At 61.4% G+C, this 17,224-nt stretch carries 17 protein-coding genes; 13 read left to right on the top strand and 4 right to left on the bottom strand.

Going from position 1 to position 17,224, the window contains the following annotated elements; genetic code table 11:
- The first annotated feature begins 145 nt into the window (after positions 1–145).
- From bioF to ACZ445_RS27545, 9 genes are all read left to right on the top strand, one after another.
- Positions 146–1,327: an 8-amino-7-oxononanoate synthase gene (gene bioF / locus ACZ445_RS27585; protein ID WP_464707789.1), complete on the top strand. Its 1,182-nt coding sequence runs from the start codon at positions 146–148 to the stop codon at positions 1,325–1,327.
- Positions 1,320–2,051: an alpha/beta fold hydrolase gene (locus ACZ445_RS27580; protein WP_310862827.1), complete on the top strand. Its 732-nt coding sequence runs from the start codon at positions 1,320–1,322 to the stop codon at positions 2,049–2,051. Before bioF ends, ACZ445_RS27580 begins: the two co-directional genes overlap by 8 nt.
- Positions 2,044–2,856 carry a malonyl-ACP O-methyltransferase BioC gene (bioC, locus tag ACZ445_RS27575; protein WP_464707788.1) on the top strand — a complete coding sequence of 271 codons (813 nt, stop codon included), beginning with the start codon at positions 2,044–2,046 and terminating at the stop codon, positions 2,854–2,856. Before ACZ445_RS27580 ends, bioC begins: the two co-directional genes overlap by 8 nt.
- On the top strand, positions 2,853–3,533 hold the full coding sequence (gene bioD / locus ACZ445_RS27570; RefSeq protein ID WP_058426690.1) for a dethiobiotin synthase: 681 nt from the start codon (positions 2,853–2,855) through the stop codon (positions 3,531–3,533). The genes bioC and bioD overlap by 4 nt, the downstream gene beginning before the upstream one ends.
- A gap of 106 nt (positions 3,534–3,639) precedes the next feature.
- The gene (locus ACZ445_RS27565; protein ID WP_058426691.1) at positions 3,640–3,921 is read left to right on the top strand and encodes a hypothetical protein; all 282 of its coding nucleotides are present in this window, start codon (positions 3,640–3,642) and stop codon (positions 3,919–3,921) included.
- A 327-nt stretch (positions 3,922–4,248) separates the two neighbouring features.
- Positions 4,249–6,054, top strand: a complete 1,806-nt coding sequence (locus ACZ445_RS27560; RefSeq protein WP_058426692.1) for a phenylacyl-CoA dehydrogenase — start codon at positions 4,249–4,251, stop codon at positions 6,052–6,054.
- Positions 6,055–6,262: 208 nt separating this feature from the next.
- Positions 6,263–7,552 carry a GGDEF domain-containing protein gene (locus ACZ445_RS27555; RefSeq protein ID WP_058424737.1) on the top strand — a complete coding sequence of 430 codons (1,290 nt, stop codon included), beginning with the start codon at positions 6,263–6,265 and terminating at the stop codon, positions 7,550–7,552.
- Between the two features lie 90 nt (positions 7,553–7,642).
- Complete coding sequence (locus tag ACZ445_RS27550) at positions 7,643–9,412, top strand: acyl-CoA dehydrogenase C-terminal domain-containing protein (protein WP_058424738.1); 1,770 nt, start codon at positions 7,643–7,645, stop codon at positions 9,410–9,412.
- Between the two features lie 123 nt (positions 9,413–9,535).
- A complete protein-coding gene (locus ACZ445_RS27545; protein WP_179030326.1) occupies positions 9,536–11,314 on the top strand; it encodes an acyl-CoA dehydrogenase C-terminal domain-containing protein in 1,779 nt (592 codons plus the stop codon).
- A gap of 226 nt (positions 11,315–11,540) precedes the next feature.
- Here ACZ445_RS27545 and ACZ445_RS27540 read toward each other — a convergent pair whose 3' ends face one another.
- Positions 11,541–12,440, bottom strand: a complete 900-nt coding sequence (locus tag ACZ445_RS27540; protein ID WP_179030327.1) for a LysR family transcriptional regulator — start codon at positions 12,438–12,440, stop codon at positions 11,541–11,543.
- 209 nt (positions 12,441–12,649) lie between these two features.
- On the opposite strand from ACZ445_RS27540, the gene ACZ445_RS27535 reads away from it, so the two are divergent.
- From ACZ445_RS27535 to ACZ445_RS27520, 4 genes are all read left to right on the top strand, one after another.
- Entirely contained in the window at positions 12,650–13,912 is a 1,263-nt protein-coding gene (locus ACZ445_RS27535; protein ID WP_310862825.1) for an aspartate aminotransferase family protein, read from the top strand.
- A 225-nt stretch (positions 13,913–14,137) separates the two neighbouring features.
- Complete coding sequence (locus ACZ445_RS27530) at positions 14,138–14,503, top strand: type II toxin-antitoxin system RelE/ParE family toxin (RefSeq protein ID WP_179029702.1); 366 nt, start codon at positions 14,138–14,140, stop codon at positions 14,501–14,503.
- A complete protein-coding gene (locus ACZ445_RS27525; RefSeq protein ID WP_028618183.1) occupies positions 14,487–14,807 on the top strand; it encodes a helix-turn-helix domain-containing protein in 321 nt (106 codons plus the stop codon). Before ACZ445_RS27530 ends, ACZ445_RS27525 begins: the two co-directional genes overlap by 17 nt.
- Before the next feature lie 95 nt (positions 14,808–14,902).
- A complete protein-coding gene (locus tag ACZ445_RS27520; protein WP_003228885.1) occupies positions 14,903–15,061 on the top strand; it encodes a YqaE/Pmp3 family membrane protein in 159 nt (52 codons plus the stop codon).
- Between the two features lie 5 nt (positions 15,062–15,066).
- On the opposite strand, the gene pqqE is transcribed toward ACZ445_RS27520, so the two are convergent.
- Genes pqqE through pqqC form a run of 3 tightly spaced genes read right to left on the bottom strand, consistent with a single transcriptional unit; the run spans position 15,067 to position 17,214 of the window.
- Positions 15,067–16,218: a pyrroloquinoline quinone biosynthesis protein PqqE gene (pqqE, locus tag ACZ445_RS27515; RefSeq protein WP_179029701.1), complete on the bottom strand. Its 1,152-nt coding sequence runs from the start codon at positions 16,216–16,218 to the stop codon at positions 15,067–15,069.
- Entirely contained in the window at positions 16,190–16,465 is a 276-nt protein-coding gene (gene pqqD / locus ACZ445_RS27510) for a pyrroloquinoline quinone biosynthesis peptide chaperone PqqD (RefSeq protein WP_058424745.1), read from the bottom strand. The genes pqqE and pqqD overlap by 29 nt, the downstream gene beginning before the upstream one ends.
- Positions 16,462–17,214 carry a pyrroloquinoline-quinone synthase PqqC gene (pqqC, locus tag ACZ445_RS27505; protein ID WP_017138042.1) on the bottom strand — a complete coding sequence of 251 codons (753 nt, stop codon included), beginning with the start codon at positions 17,212–17,214 and terminating at the stop codon, positions 16,462–16,464. The genes pqqD and pqqC overlap by 4 nt, the downstream gene beginning before the upstream one ends.
- Positions 17,215–17,224: the final 10 nt, after the last annotated feature.

The raw sequence follows: 17,224 nt of genomic DNA, 5'->3' as shown, positions 1-17,224 counted from the left end.
GGTGTGGGAGGGGGCTTGCCCCCGATAGCGATGGGTCAGTCGACACCTGCATCAACTGACAGATTGCAATCGGGGGCAAGCCCCCTCCCACACTGGATCCCCTTCACATTCTTTAGCGCGTACATCCTGTTTAATCGAGGCCTGCATGTCTTTCGATCTCGCCGCGCGCCTCGCTGCCCGTCGTGCCGAACACCTTTATCGCCAACGCCCGCTACTCGACAGCCCCCAAGGCCCGGAAGTGGTGGTGGACGGCCAGCCGTTGCTGGCGTTCTGCAACAACGATTACCTGGGCCTGGCCAATCACCCGCAGGTGATCGAGGCCTGGCGCGCCGGTGCCTCGCGTTGGGGCGTAGGCGGCGGCGCTTCGCACCTGGTGGTCGGGCATGCCACGCCGCACCATGAATTGGAAGAAGCCCTGGCCGACCTCACCGGCCGCCCGCGTGCGCTGCTGTTTACCACCGGCTACATGGCCAACCTCGGCGCGGTCACGGCGTTGGTGGGGCAGGGCGATACGGTGCTGGAAGACCGTCTCAACCATGCTTCGCTGCTGGATGCGGGCTTGCTCTCGGGTGCGCGTTTCAATCGTTACCTGCATAACGATGCGCAGAGCCTGGCCAAGCGACTGGAGAAGGCCACCGGCAATACCCTGGTGGTCACCGATGGGGTGTTCAGCATGGACGGCAACCTGGCCGACCTGCCCGCGCTGGCCCGCGAAACCAAGGCCAAAGGCGCCTGGTTGATGGTGGATGACGCCCATGGCTTCGGCCCCTTGGGCGCCAACGGCGGCGGGATCGTCGAGCATTACGGCCTGAGCCAGGAGGACGTGCCGGTGCTGGTCGGCACCCTCGGCAAGGCGTTCGGCACGGCCGGGGCGTTTGTGGCCGGCAGTGAAGAGCTGATCGAAAGCCTGATCCAGTTCGCCCGCCCGTACATCTACACCACCAGCCAACCGCCCGCCCTGGCCTGCGCCACCTTGAAAAGCCTGGAACTGCTGCGCACTGAGGATTGGCGGCGCGAGCACCTCAACCGCCTGATCCATCAGTTCCGTCAGGGCACCGAGCAGATTGGGCTGGAGCTGATGGACAGCTTTACGCCGATCCAACCCATTCTGATCGGCGACAGCGCCAAGGCCGTGCGCCTGTCGCAGATGCTGCGTGAGCGCGGCCTGATGGTGACGGCGATCCGCCCACCCACCGTGCCCGCTGGCAGCGCACGTTTGCGCGTGACTTTGACGGCAGCCCACAGCGCGGCGCAGGTGCAGCTATTGTTAAACGCGTTGGAAGCGTGTTTCCGCGTGTTAAGCAGTTCGGAGCAAGTCCATGCGTGATCGACTGATATTGCTGCCCGGCTGGGGCCTCGGTGTATCGCCGCTGGAACCGTTGGCCGCCGCCTTGCAAGGTTTGGACGAGCACCTGCAGGTGCAGATCGAGCCGTTGCCCGCACTGGATTCCAGCGACCTGAACGAGTGGCTCGACGAACTCGACGCCACGCTGCCGGACAACGCCTGGCTGGGCGGTTGGTCCCTGGGCGGCATGCTGGCTTCGGAGCTGGCGGCGCGGCGCGGCGAACGTTGCTGCGGCCTGCTGACTCTGGCGAGCAACCCGTGTTTCGTCGCCCACGCTGGCTGGCCAAGCGCGATGCCCGCCGAGACGTTCGATGCGTTCCTCGCCGGCTGCCATGCCGACTCCCAAGTCACCCTCAAGCGCTTCGGCCTGTTGTGCGCCAAGGGCGCCGAAGACCCGCGCGGACTGTCGCGCCTGCTGGTCAGTGGCGCGCCGAACACGCCGTCCAGTGTGTTGATGCCCGGCCTTGAGCTACTCGCCCAGTTGGATACCCGTGAAGCCTTATTGGCCTATCGCGGCCCGCAGTTGCACCTGTTCGCCGGCCAGGATGGGTTGGTGCCCGCCGAAGCCGCCAGCGACCTGCTGGCGCTGCTGCCTGATGTTGAAATCGGCCTGATTGAACAGGCCGGCCACGCTTTTCTTCTGGAAGACCCTCACGGTGTAGCGGGGGCCATCCAGGCTTTTTTGCATGAGTGCGTCGATGACTGATTTATCCCACGCCCCGCTGCCGGGTGCGTTGCCAGACAAGCGCCAGGTGGCGGCGTCCTTTTCTCGTGCCGCCGCCAGTTACGACAGCGTCGCCGAGTTGCAGCGGACGGTGGGCAGCCAACTGCTGGCGCGCTTGCCGGCCGATACCGCGCCGCAACGCTGGTTGGACATGGGCTGCGGCACCGGTTATTTCAGCCGTGTGCTGGGGGAGTGCTGGCCCGCCAGCCAAGGCATCGCGTTGGACATCGCCGAAGGCATGCTCAACCACGCACGCCCCCTGGGTGGCGCCCAGCACTTCATCGCCGGCGACGCCGAACGTTTGCCGCTCAAGGCTGACAGCGTGCAGCTGATCTTCTCCTCCCTCGCGGTGCAGTGGTGTGCGAATATCGAAGCGGTACTCAGCGAGGCCTATCGGGTGTTGCAACCGGGCGGTGTGCTGGCCTTCGCCAGTCTCTGCGTGGGCACCCTGGAAGAGCTGCGCGAAAGCTGGCGTGCGGCGGATGGCCTGGTGCACGTCAATCGCTTCCGCACCTTCGAGGCGTATCAACAATTGTGTGCGGCCAGCGGCCTGCGGGTGGTGAGCCTGGGGCGCCGTCCTCATGTGTTGTATTACCCGGATGTGCGCAGCCTGACCCACGAATTGAAGGCCCTGGGCGCGCATAACCTCAACCCCGGTCGCCCCGGTGGGTTGACGGGGCGCGCGCGGATTGTTGCACTGGTGCACGCGTATGAGCGGTTCCGCCAGGCCCAAGGCCTGCCGGCGACTTACCAAGTGGTGTATGCCGTACTGGAGAAACCTCTATGAGCGCCGCCTACTTCATCACCGGCACCGACACCGATGTCGGCAAGACCACCATCGCCGCCGGTCTGTTGCACGCGGCGCGGCAAGCCGGCAGAAGCACCGCGGCGGGTAAGCCGGTGGCCTCCGGTTGCCAGGTCACGCCCAAGGGATTGCGCAACGCCGATGCGCTGGCGTTGTTGGCTGAATGCTCGCTGCCGTTGAGTTATGCCGAGGTCAACCCGGTGGCCTTCGAACCGGCCATCGCGCCGCATCTGGCGGCGCGGGAGGCGGGCGTGTCGCTGACCGTGCAATCGTTGTTGAAGCCCATGCAGCAGATCCTGGCACGGCAAGCGGATTTCACCCTGATCGAAGGTGCCGGCGGCTGGCGCGTGCCATTGGCTGACCAGGCGAATCTGTCGGACCTGGCCATGGCGCTGAAATTGCCGGTGATCCTGGTGGTGGGGGTGCGCCTGGGTTGCATCAGCCATGCCTTGCTGACCGCCGAGGCGATTGCCCGGGACGGTCTGCAGTTGGCCGGGTGGGTGGCGAATATCATCGACCCCAAGACCTCCCGCCTGGAAGAAAACCTTGCCACCCTGGCCGAGCGCCTGCCTGCGCCGTGCCTGGGGCGTGTGCCGAAACTCAAGCACGCCGGGGCTGAAGCGGTTGCCGAGTACTTGCAACTGGACCTGCTTGACTGATTTTGGCTATCGACAAGGCATTATGCCATTAGTGTTTTTGACGAGCCCTTTGACGGGATATCTGCTTCAATTCAACTTCACGATTCTCTAAATGCAGGCTTACGCCATGGAAATCTCTGGAAGCAGCGCGTTTTACTCGGGCCTGAGCAGCATTCAGTCCGGGCAGAACCGTGTCGATCAGGCCGCCGGCAGAATTGCCAGTGCCGCGACCACCCAGCCATCGGACGCGCAAAGCGACCGTCTGCAAGCCAACGACCGCGCCCAGCCGTCCAACTCGGCCAGCAACATGGTTGAAATGGCCCAAGGCAAGTTCCAGGTCGAGCTCGGCGCAAAAGTCGCCAAGGCTTCCGATGAAATGCTCGGCACCCTGATCGATACCTACGCCTGATCTGCTGACGCTAAAAATGTGGGAGGGGGCTTGCCCCCGATAGTGATGGATCAGCCAATGTGTATATGGCTGACACTGCGCTATCGGGGGCAAGCCCTCTCCCACATTTTTGCTGTGTCGTCCTTCTGAACTTCTACACTCCCCCAGTTATGTGGCGTCTTGCCGCAAGCGTTGCCGTGCGCGCCATTGACCCGCGTCATGACAAACGGCATCCGGACGACGCTTGACATCCCCAGGTCGTAAACGTATGTTTCAAACACCTGTTTGACCGCCCCAACACTTCCACGCGGTTGTTCATTCCAGATACATCAGCAGAGGTTTATCGCTATGCCTGACTACAAGGCCCCCTTGCGTGATATTCGCTTCGTTCGTGACGAACTGCTTGGCTATGAAGCGCACTATCAGAGCCTGCCGGCTTGCCAGGACGCTACCCCGGACATGGTTGACGCCATCCTTGAAGAAGGCGCCAAGTTTTGTGAGCAAGTGCTGGCACCGCTGAACCGCGTGGGCGACATCGAAGGCTGCACCTGGAGTGAGTCGGGCGTCAAAACCCCTACCGGTTTCAAAGAAGCCTACAAACAATTCGTCGAAGGCGGCTGGCCAAGCCTGGCCCACGACGTGGCGCACGGCGGCCAAGGCCTGCCGGAATCCCTGGGCCTGGCCGTGAGCGAAATGGTCGGCACCGCCAACTGGTCGTGGGGCATGTACCCGGGCCTGTCCCACGGTGCGATGAACACCATCTCCGAGCACGGCACCCCCGAGCAGCAAGAGGCCTACCTGACCAAATTGGTGTCGGGCGAATGGACCGGCACCATGTGCCTGACCGAGCCACACTGCGGCACCGACCTGGGCATGCTGCGCACCAAGGCCGAGCCTCAGGCTGATGGTTCCTATAAGGTCTCCGGCACCAAGATCTTCATCTCGGCCGGTGAACACGACATGGCCGACAACATCGTCCATATCGTACTGGCCCGCCTGCCGGACGCACCGGCCGGCACCAAAGGGATCTCGCTGTTTATCGTGCCGAAGTTCCTGCCGAACGCCGATGGCTCGATTGGCGCGCGCAACGCCGTGAGCTGTGGTTCCCTGGAACACAAGATGGGCATCCACGGCAACGCCACCTGCGTGATGAACTTCGACGCGGCCACCGGTTTCCTGATCGGCCCGGCGAACAAAGGCCTGAACTGCATGTTCACCTTTATGAACACCGCTCGCCTGGGTACCGCGCTGCAAGGCCTGTCCCACGCCGAAATCGGCTTCCAGGGCGGCCTGAAATATGCCCGCGATCGCCTGCAAATGCGCTCCCTGACCGGCCCGAAAGCCCCGGACAAAGCCGCCGACCCGATCATCGTGCACCCCGACGTGCGCCGCATGCTGCTGACCATGAAGGCCTTTGCCGAAGGCAACCGTGCGATGGTGTACTTCACCGCCAAGCAAGTGGACATCGTCAAGTACGGCACCGATGAAGACGCCAAGAAACAGGCCGATGGCCTGCTGGCCTTCATGACCCCGATCGCCAAGGCGTTCATGACCGAAGTCGGCTTTGAATCGGCCAACCACGGCGTGCAGATCTATGGCGGCCACGGCTTCATCGCCGAATGGGGCATGGAGCAGAACGTTCGCGACAGCCGCATTTCGATGCTGTACGAAGGCACCACCGGCATCCAGGCCCTCGACCTGCTGGGCCGTAAAGTGCTGATGACCCAAGGCGAAGCGCTCAAGGGCTTCACCAAGATCGTGCACAAGTTCTGCCAGGCCAACGAAGGCAACGAAGCGGTTAAAGAATTCGTTGCACCGCTGGCGGCGCTGAACAAAGAGTGGGGCGAGCTGACCATGAAGGTCGGCATGGCCGCGATGAAAGACCGTGAAGAAGTGGGTGCCGCCTCGGTGGACTACCTGATGTACTCCGGTTACGCCTGCCTGGCTTACTTCTGGGCCGACATGGCGCGCCTGGCCGCTGAAAAACTGGCTGCCGGCACCACCGAAGAGGCGTTCTACACCGCCAAGCTGCAGACCGCGCGCTTCTACTTCCAGCGCATCCTGCCGCGTACCCGCACGCACGTGGCAACCATGCTGTCGGGCGCCAACAACCTGATGGACATGAAAGAAGAAGACTTCGGCCTGGCTTACTAAGCCTTACCGGGGTTCATTTGCAGAGCCGCCGCTCCCTTGCGGGAGCGGCGGCTTTTTTGTACCCGATAAAAAACCACAGCGCAGCACTCAGGGATTACTGTCGGCTGCCGTTACAGTAATGGCAATGTGATACATGTTCGACGGGTTGTGTTTAACTGTCTGCATAAGGGCATAGTGCCATCATTTTTTGCGGGTCGGAGTTTTACCCTTGTCACGCGTGTCCGCTGTACGGTTCAGTCACTTTCTTCCTTCGTTGCTGCTCTTGCTGGCCGGGCTCTCGGCTGCGTACGTCAAGGACCTCAACGTCTTCTTCACCTCGCTGTTCAATGTGTTGCCGACCCTGGTGCTGTTGCTCGGTGGTTCGTACTGCGCGGTGTACCGCCGCCAGCGTGAACTGTTCCTGATGATCACGGTGTACATCGCCTACTTCCTGCTCGATACCCAGACCGACTTCTACCGCGACAATGGCCGTGTGCGCGAAGACGCCGCCGTGGTGTTTCACCTGTGCTGCCTGCTGCTGCCGTTGCTGTTCAGCATCTACGCGCTGTGGCAGGAGAAGACCCACCTGTTCCGTGACTTCGTCGCACGTGGCGCGGTGTTGCTGGCGGTGGGTAGCGTAGCGCTGGCGTTGGAGCAGAGTTATCCCCAGGCCGTGCTCAACTGGCTGGCGGAGATCCGCTGGCCGGCGCTGCATGGCACTTGGATGAGCCTGATCCAGTTGTCTTACCCGATGTTCTTGATCGGCTTCCTGACCCTGGCAGCGCAATACTGGTACCAGCCGCGCCCGCTGCATGCGGCGCAACTGGTGGGGTTGCTGGGACTGTTCTGGATGTTGCCGCAGACGTTCATCCTGCCCTTCACCCTGAATATCATGTGCAGCCAGGTGATGCTGATGATCGCCGCCGGTGTGGCCCACGAGGCTTATCAAATGGCCTTCCGCGATGAGCTGACCGGCTTGCCGGGGCGTCGTGCGCTGAACGAGCGCATGCAGCGGCTGGGGCGCAACTATGTGTTGGCGATGAGCGACGTCGACCACTTTAAGCGTTTCAACGACACCCATGGTCATGACGTGGGCGACCAGGTATTGCGGCTGGTGGCGAGCAAGCTGTCCAAGGTCAACGGCGGCGGGCGTGCCTACCGCTACGGCGGTGAAGAATTCGCCGTGGTGTTCGCCGGCAAGACCCTGGATGAATGCATGCCGCACCTGGAGGAGATCCGCGAGATCATCGCCGACTACGACATCAAGCTGCGTCATTCGGACCGCCCCCAGGACGATCAGCAGGGTCGCCAGCGCCGTTCAGGCAGCGGTGCCTCCAGTGTCTCAGTGACCATCAGCATCGGCGTGGCCGAACGCCAGGCCGAGCAGCGCACGCCCGAAGAAGTGCTCAAGTCCGCCGACCAGGCGCTGTACGCCGCCAAGGGCGCCGGGCGTAACTGCGTGGTGGCGTCCGGGCAGACCCGGCGTGGCGCGGTGCGCATGGAGAGCGCTGCCGGTTGAGTGATGGCGGTGTATTCAGCGGTTCTACAGTGATTGTTCCGGGCGTTGGTCGGCAGTAGGTTGAAACCATCTGCTGACGGAGACATTGCCATGCCTGAGTACAAAGCTCCCCTTCGCGACATGCGCTTTCTGATCGACAACGTGTTTGATTTCCACGGCCACTACGCCGCGTTGGGTGCCACCGACGCCAGCCCGGACATGGTCGGTGCGATCCTCGAAGAAGGCGCGAAATTCTGCGAGAACGTACTGGCGCCGCTCAACCGCAGCGGCGACGAAGAAGGCTGCCATTTCGACAGTGGCGTGGTCACCACGCCCAAGGGTTTCAAGGAAGCCTTCGCCCAGTACGTGGAAGGCGGCTGGCACGGTGTGGCGGCCGATCCGGCCTACGGTGGCCAGGGCCTGCCGCAGTCCCTCGGCCTGGTGCTGAGCGAGATGATCGGCTCCAGCAACACCTCCTGGGGCATGTACCCCGGCCTGACCCACGGCGCGATGTCGGCGATTCACGCCCACGGCACTGCCGAGCAAAAAGACACGTATCTGACTCAACTCACGGCGGGCGAATGGACCGGCACCATGTGCCTCACCGAAGCCCATTGCGGTACCGACCTGGGCCTTATCAAGACCCGCGCCGTGCCCCAGGTGGACGGCAGCTATGCGGTCACCGGCAGCAAGATCTTCATCTCGGCCGGCGAGCACGACATGAGCGCCAATATCATCCACCTGGTGCTGGCCAAGCTGCCGGATGCGCCGGCGGGCACCAAGGGTATCTCGCTGTTTATCGTGCCCAAGTTCCATGCCGACACCGGCGAGCGCAATGCAGTGCACTGCGGTTCCATCGAACACAAGATGGGCATCAAGGCCTCCGCCACCTGTGTGCTCAACTTCGATGGCGCCAGGGGCTTCCTGATCGGTGAGCCGAACAAGGGCCTCAACTGTATGTTCACCATGATGAACCATGCGCGCCTGGGCACTGGCATGCAGGGCCTGTGCAATGGCGAAGCGAGTTTCCAGGGCGCGATCAAATACGCCAACGACCGTCTGCAAATGCGCGCGCTGACCGGCGCCAAGGCCCCGGACAAAGCGGCCGACCCGATCATCGTGCACCCCGATGTGCGCCGCATGCTGCTGACCATGAAGGCCTTCAACGAAGGCAACCGCGCACTGACCTACTTCACTGCACAGTTGCTCGATACCGCGCACCTGAGCAGCGACGCCGGCCAGCGCCAGGATGCCGAAGACCTGCTGGCGTTCCTCACCCCCATCTGCAAAGCCTTTATGACCGACACCGGCCTTGAGGTGACCAACCACGGCATGCAGATCTTCGGCGGCCACGGTTACATCCGCGAATGGGGCATGGAGCAACTGGCCCGTGATGCGCGGATTGCGCCGATCTATGAAGGCACCAACGGCATCCAGGCCCTCGACCTGCTGGGGCGCAAGGTGCTGGGCAGCCAGGGCAAGTTGCTGCGTGGGTTTACCAAAATCGTGCATAAGTTCTGTGCGGCGAATGCCGAGCATCCACAACTCAAGGGCTATGTGGCGCAACTCAATCAATTGAATGGGGAGTGGGGTGAGCTGACCACGCAGGTCGGCATGGCCGCGATGAAGAACCCCGATGAAGTGGGCGCGGCGGCGGCGGATTACTTGATGTACAGCGGCTACGTGGTGCTCGCGTACCTGTGGCTGCGCATGGCGATCGCTGCCCTTGAACAGCCTGATGGCGATTTTGCCAAGGCCAAGCTGGCCACGTGCGAGTTCTACTTCAAGCGTCTACTGCCGCGTACGGCTACCCATCGCGCTGCCGTGGAAGCGGGCAGCGAATGCCTGATGAGTCTGCCTGCGGAGGCGTTTGCGTTGTAATGACTTAAAAATACCAATCAGTCACAAGTGGACCCTATGTGTCTGAAAAGTTGTTCGGGTACACTCTGAGCCTGTAAAACCGACTCTTACCGAATTACTTTTCACGTTCTCACGAGGTTTGCCATGGCTGATTACAAAGCGCCGCTGCGTGATATGCGCTTCGTCCTCAACGAAGTCTTTGAGGTCGCCACCACTTGGGCCCAGTTGCCGGCATTGGCAGACACCGTTGACGCCGAAACCGTAGAGGCCATCCTCGAAGAAGCCGGCAAGGTCACCGCCAAATCCATCGCCCCGCTCAGCCGTGGTGGCGATGAACAAGGTTGCCGTTGGGACAACACCGCCGTGTTTACCCCGAACGGTTTCCCACAGGCCTACAAAACCTACGCTGAAGGCGGTTGGGTGGGTGTAGGCGGTGATCCAGCGTTCGGCGGCATGGGCATGCCCAAGGCCGTGTCGGCCCAGGTCGAAGAGATGATCAACTCGTCGAGCCTGGCCTTTGGCCTGTACCCGATGCTGACGTCCGGCGCCTGCGTGTCGATCAACACCCACGCCAGCGAAGCGCTCAAGGCCACTTACCTGCCGAAGATGTATTCCGGTGAGTGGGCCGGTTCCATGTGCCTGACCGAGGCCCACGCCGGTACTGACCTGGGGATGATCCGCACGAAGGCCGAACCACAGGCGGACGGTTCCTACACAGTCAGCGGGACCAAGATCTTTATCACCGGCGGTGAACACGACCTCACCGATAACATCATCCACCTGGTCCTGGCCAAGCTGCCGGATGCACCGGCGGGTCCCAAGGGGATTTCGCTGTTCCTGGTGCCGAAGTTCATGGTGAACACCGACGGCAGCCTGGGTGCACGCAATGCGGTGAGCTGCGGCTCCATCGAGCACAAGATGGGGATCCAGGCCTCGGCCACCTGCGTGATGAACTTCGACGAGGCCGTGGGTTACCTGGTGGGCGAGCCAAACCGTGGTCTGGCGGCGATGTTCACCATGATGAACTACGAGCGTCTGGGGGTGGGTATCCAGGGCCTGGCGTCCGGCGAGCGTTCCTACCAGAACGCCATCGAATACGCCCGCGACCGCCTGCAAAGCCGTGCACCGACCGGCGCGCAGGCCAAAGACAAAATGGCCGACCCGATCATCGTGCACCCGGACGTGCGGCGCATGCTGCTGACCATGAAAGCCGCCAACGAAGGTGGCCGGGCGTTTTCCACCTACGTGGCGACGCAACTGGACATCGCCAAGTTCAGCGACGATGCCGCCGCCCGCGAGCGCGCGGATAACCTGGTGGCGTTGCTGACGCCGGTGGCCAAGGCATTCCTGAGCGACCTGGGCCTGGAAACCACTGTGCTGGGCCAACAGGTATTTGGCGGCCACGGTTATATTCGCGAGTGGGGCCAGGAGCAGCTGGTACGTGATGTGCGCATCACCCAGATCTACGAAGGCACCAACGGCATCCAGGCCCTGGACCTGATGGGGCGCAAGATCGTCGGCAGTGGCGGGGCGTTCTACACCCTGTTTGCCGACGAGATCCGCGCGTTCATTGCCTCGGCGGGTGCCGAGCTGGCCGAATTCACCAAGCCGCTGGGCGTGGCGGTGGATAACCTGGATGAGCTGACCGCCTGGGTGCTGGACCGCGCCAGGACCAACCCGAATGAAATCGGCGCGGCGTCGGTGGAGTACCTGCATGCCTTCGGCTACATGGCGTATGCCTATATGTGGGCTCGCATGGCCAAGGCCGCGCTGGGCAAGGAATCGGAAGAAGACTTCTACGCCAGCAAACTGGGGACCGCACGCTTCTACTTTGCGCGCCTGTTGCCGCGCATCCACTCCCTGATTGCGTCGGTAAAAGCCGGTAGTGAATCACTGTTTTTGCTGGATGAAGCCCTGTTCTAAAGGCTTGGAGGGCGTGTAAGCATTCTCTTACATGACGTACTGCTATTCGTCCTCTATCGCCATATTGGATCCACGGATAATCTACTTCACATGGACGTCGCGCAGGAAGCGCAAAGCAACAACACGGACACGTAGGATTCTGCCAGGATGGCGGAGTGAAATGGATGTCAGGGAAACAGTCTGCAAAGCCCCGCTTCGGCGGGGTTTTCTTTTGCCCGCGAAAAAGTCAGGCAGGCGCCTGCGGGGCATTCATCACGTCTTCCAGCAAGGTGCGCAGCAACGCCACCGTCGCCTGCTGGCGTTGCACATCGCGGCACACCAAACCGACTTTCAGCGGCACCCTGGGTTCACTCAAGGGTTTCCACAGCAGCGCCTGGCTGTTGTGTTCGTCCTGGGAGCGCCCCGGCAGTACCGTCGCCAGCTTGGTATGAGGCAGGCTATCGAGAATCCCCGCCATGGTATTGAGCTCTGCCTGCACTTGCGGGCGCCGCCCGAGGTTGGACAGTTGGCCCTGCCAGATCTGCCGGACCTGGAATTCTTCCCCGAGCAGCAACATCGGCAACTCGGCGGCCTGCTTCAGTGAGACTTTCTTGAATTCGCGCAAGGGATGGTCTTCTGGGATGACCACCTTCAACTCATCTTCGTACAACAGCACGCCGTGCAACCCAGGCTGGCGTGGCGGCAAGTAGCTGATGCCGATATCCAGCGAGCCGTTGAGTAGCCGCCGCTCAATCTCAATTCCAGTCAATTCGTAGATCTGCACCACCAAATGTGGCTGGGCCTTGCGCACGCGCTCGAGCATCTGCGGGACCAGGCTGGTGTGCACGGTTTGCAGCACGCCGATGGCCAACGTGCGCATCGCCTGGCCCTTGAAGTTGCGCAGGGCCTCAACCGCCTGCTGCATGCCATCGATCAATGGCAGGGCGTGGTTGTACAGCGTATGCGCCGCCAGTGTCGGCAGCAGGCGCTTGCTGCTGCGTTCGAACAGGCTCACATCCAGGTTCTGCTCCAACTGGCGAATCTGCTGGGACAGCGCCGGCTGGGAGATCGACAGACGCTCGGCGGCACGGCCTACGTGGCCTTCCTCATACACCGCGACGAAATAACGCAGTTGCTTGAAATCCATAAGGCTTACTTATCGAAAAAGCTGGAAAATCGAAATGGCCGCTGGCCCCCGAGGCGCCTAGTCTAGCGCCTATTCGCAGGGCTTACAGGGCCGGATCGGGCAATGAATAGCGTTTATGTTGATAGCGTTTACATAGGCAAGGCAAAAAATCTCCAGGCGGTAATGGCGCGTCGCACCGACCAAAGTCAGGTTGCTATTGGAGGCGAGCTATGAATCTGTTCCGTCGCCCCGCGCCGAGCCTGGACGATTTAGTTCTGGAGACGCCCAGCGATAATCCTCTCAACGAATCCCTGATGCCCTCCGTAGCGCGGCCGCCGCAAGTGTTCGTGCGCGGCCAGGGTTCCTGGCTCTGGGACAGCGAAGACCGGGCCTACCTGGATTTCAGCCAGGGCAACGCCGCCAACAGCCTCGGCCACAGCCCGCAGGTGTTGATCAAGGCACTGGCTGACCAGACTCAGGCGCTGATCAACCCAGGCAACGGCTTGCATAACCGCGCTCAACTCAACCTCGCCGAGCGTCTGTGCCATCGCACCGGCAGTGACCAGGCCTACCTGCTTAACAGCGGCGCGGAAGCCGTTGAAGCCGCGATCAAGTTGGCACGCAAATGGGGCCAACTGCATCGCGGCGGCGCCTATCGCGTCATCAGCGCGAGCGGTGGTTGCCATGGCCGTAGCTTTGCGGCGATGTCGGCGTCGGCGGGCGAGAGTGCCAATCGCTTCGAGCCGCAACTGCCGGGCTTCAGTCATGTGCCCTTCAATGACTTGCCGGCGTTGCATTCCGCAGTTGACGCGCAAACCGTCGCCATCCTGCTGGAGCCGATCCAGGGCGAGGCCGGTGTCATCCCCGCGACGGAGCACTACCTCAAGGGTGTCGAGCGCCTGTGCCGTGAACTGGGGATCTTGCTGATCCTCGACGAAGTGCAAACCGGCATGGGCCGCTGCGGCACCTTGCTCGCCGAGCAGCAATACGGCGTGCGTGCCGACATCATCACGCTCGGCAAAGGCTTGGGCGGTGGTGTGCCCCTTGCGGCGCTGCTGGCGCGCGGTAAAGCCTGCTGTTTTGAAGTGGGCGAGCTGGAAGGCACCCATCACGGCAATGCGTTGATGGCATCGGCCGGGCTGGCGGTATGCGATACGCTGCTGGAGCACGGCTTTCTGGAACAGGTGCGTGAGTCCGGCCTTTACCTCGGCGAAGGCCTTGCCCGCCTGGCCTACCGCTACGACCACGGCCAACTGCGCGGCCACGGCCTGATGTGGGGCCTGACGTTGTCGGATGATTCTGCGGATGCTGTTGTAAAAGCGGCGCTGCACGAAGGCCTGATCCTCCAAGCTCCGCAACCCAACTGCCTGCGCTTCACCCCGGCCCTGACCGTGAGCAAAAGCAACATCGACGAAATGCTCCTGCGCCTGGCCCGTGCCTTCTCCCGCGTGCGTACCGCCCAACTGCAATGCCGCAAGGGTATCGCCGTTTAACCCCCTATTCCTGAACCGTCTCGCGGTCTACGCAGCGCCTCCGGCCTGATTTTTTTGGCTGGAGGCGTTTTTTTGGGCGTGTCATTTTTGGATTGAAAATGTTGATTGAGCGTTTGTGAAAACAATGGCTTTTTAGCGAGCGTCGGCAAGGACTGCCGATAGGGCACAGCGTGCTCTACTTCTAATCTATACCACTGGGTGGTATGTTTGTGGGAAGGGATATCCATGAAGCTCAGGTTGTTTAAAACCCCTAATTTCGCTGATGCAGCGAGCAGAGCCTGGATCTGTGATTCTGAGCTAAGAGAAGCTTTTGGCGAATTGCTCAAGGGCCAAGCGGATAATCTGGGTGGTGGTGTTTGGAAGAAGCGCCTCAAGGAAAACCGGCACCGCTCCATTGTGTTGGCAAAGGGCCGGCATTACTGGGTTTATCAATCTCTTTTTGATAAGCAGAGACAGAGCAATATCAGCCCTAAGGAATTGGGCAGGCTTCGAGCGTTGGCTAAGGTCTATGAAAACTTAAGCGAATTACAGCTCCGATACCTGCTGGATGCCAAGGATTTTGTGGAGATACATCATGACCAAAAAATATGAAAGCGAAGTACTTGAGTCTGTTCACCAGTCAGCCCTAGCACTGTACGCAATTGGCGCCATCAGCAAAACCACGCTTCGTGAATATGACGAGGCCTGCTTATCTGCCGTCCCTGAGCAAATCCCGGCCGACCAAATCAAGCAGCTTCGTGAAAGCAGCCATGTGAGCCAGCCCGTGTTCGCCCGCTACCTGAACACCAGCGCGTCCACCGTGAAAAAGTGGGAGTCTGGCGAGAAGCAACCCAGCGGCATGGCGCTTAAGTTGCTGAGCATTGTGAAGAAGCACGGATTGGAGATTCTTGCCTGACAGTGGCCCAACGCCAGATCCCACTGAACCCTCACGAACGCCCAAGGTCGATTAGCTACACGGCTCACACGAGCCGATTTTCTGGAGCTGATCCCATGGATTTCATTCGTATCATCATCGCCATTCTGTTGCCGCCACTGGGTGTGTTCCTGCAAGTGGGTTTCGGCGGCGCGTTCTGGCTGAATATCCTGCTGACCCTGTGCGGCTACATCCCGGGCATCGTCCACGCGGTGTACATCATCGCCAAGCGTTGAGGCTGTCAGCCTTTTGCGATGAGTTTTGAGTTGCGCTCATTGCGAAAGGCCAGTTGCTCGATGGTCTGGGTGGCGTATTCGGCTTCTTCCCGCGCTTGCAGGATGATGCCGTGCTGCTCGGACTTGCTGCACACCGGGTCGGCATTGCTCGCGTCCCCCGTGAGCATGAAGGCCTGGCAACGGCAGCCGCCGAAGTCCTTCTCTTTTTCATCGCAGGAACGGCACGGCTCGGGCATCCAGTCGTAGCCACGAAAGCGGTTGAAGCCGAACGAGTCGTACCAGATGTGCTGCATGCTGTGGTCGCGCACATTGGGAAATTGCACCGGCATCTGTCGGGCGCCGTGGCAGGGTAGGGCGGTGCCGTCTGGCGTCACGGTCAGAAAGATACTGCCCCAGCCGTTCATGCAGGCCTTCGGGCGCTCTTCGTAGTAGTCCGGCGTGACGAAAATCAGCTTGCACGGGTGACCTTCCGCTTCCAGCTTGGCGCGGTATTCGTTGGTGATGCGTTCGGCGCGCACCAGCTGTTCTTTAGTCGGCAACAACCCCACACGATTGAGCTGCGCCCAGCCGTAGAACTGGCAGGTGGCGAGCTCGACAAAGTCCGCCTCCAGCGCAATGCACAGTTCGATGATGCGGTCGATCTTGTCGATATTGTGCCGATGGGTCACAAAGTTCAGCACCATCGGGTAGCCGTGGGCCTTCACGGCCCTGGCCATTTCCAGCTTCTGTGCGAAGGCTTTTTTCGAGCCGGCCAGCAGGTTGTTCACCTGTTCGTCGCTGGCCTGGAAACTGATCTGGATATGGTCCAGACCGGCCTTCTTGAAGTCGCTGATCTTCTGCTCGGTCAACCCGATGCCGGAGGTGATCAGGTTGGTATAGAACCCCAGTTTGCGTGCTTCAGCGATCAACTCGGCCAGGTCCTGGCGCACCAGCGGCTCACCGCCGGAAAACCCCAGCTGCGCGGCCCCCATCTCGCGGGCTTCGCGGAATACCTTGAACCACTGCTCGGTGGTCAGCTCCTTGCCCTGCTCGGCAAAGTCCAACGGGTTGGAGCAATACGGGCACTGCAACGGGCAGCGGTAGGTCAGCTCGGCCAGCAACCACAGGGGCAGGCCGATGGCCGGCTTTTCAGGCAAGGATGATCCAGTGCTCAGCACGGGCGACCTCCATGAATTGCTCGATGTCTTCACCGAGCTCAGGAACACCAGGAAATTGTTTCTCCAGCTCGGCGATGATGGCCGCCACGTCGCGCTCGCCGTCGATCAAGCCACCAATCAATGCGGCGCTGTCGTTGAGCTTGATCATGCCTTCGGGGTAGAGCAACACGTGGCCTTTTTGCGCCGGCTCGTACTGGTAACGGTAGCCTGGGCGCCAGGTCGGTTTCTTGCTGCGGTCAAAGCTCATAGGGTGATCCCTTTATGCCACACCCGCTGCTCGGTCACGCTGTGATACGGCGGGCGCTTGAGTTCATAGGCCATGCTCATGGCATCGAGCATGCTCCACAGGATGTCGAGTTTGAACTGGAGAATCTCCAGCATGCGCTCCTGGCCTTCACGAGTGGTGTAGTGCTGCAGGGTGATCGCCAACCCGTGTTCCACATCGCGGCGGGCCTGGCCCAGGCGGGTGCGGAAATATTCATAGCCGGCCGGGTCGATCCACGGGTAATGCTGCGGCCAACTGTCGAGGCGCGACTGGTGGATCTGCGGCGCGAACAGCTCGGTCAGCGAGCTGCTGGCGGCTTCCTGCCAACTGGCGCGACGGGCAAAGTTGACGTAGGCATCAACCGCGAATCGTACGCCGGGCAGTACCAATTCCTGCGAGCGCAGTTGGTCGGGGTCGAGGCCTACTGCTTGGCCCAGGCGCAGCCAGGCTTCGATGCCGCCGTCTTCACCGGGGGCGCCATCGTGGTCGAGCAGGCGCTGGATCCACTCGCGACGGATCTCACGGTCCGGGCAGTTGGCCAGGATCGCGGCGTCTTTGAGCGGGATATTCACCTGATAATAGAAACGGTTGGCGACCCAGCCCTGGATCTGCTCGCGGGTGGCGCGGCCTTCGTACATCGCCACGTGATACGGGTGATGGATATGGTAGAAGGCGCCCTTGGCCCGCAGGGCGGCTTCGAATTCGGCGGTGGTCAATGGCGTGTCAGTCATCTCGTCAGCT

The organism is Pseudomonas allii (assembly GCF_055380095.1).
This window is presented reverse-complemented; position numbering and strand designations above follow the sequence as displayed.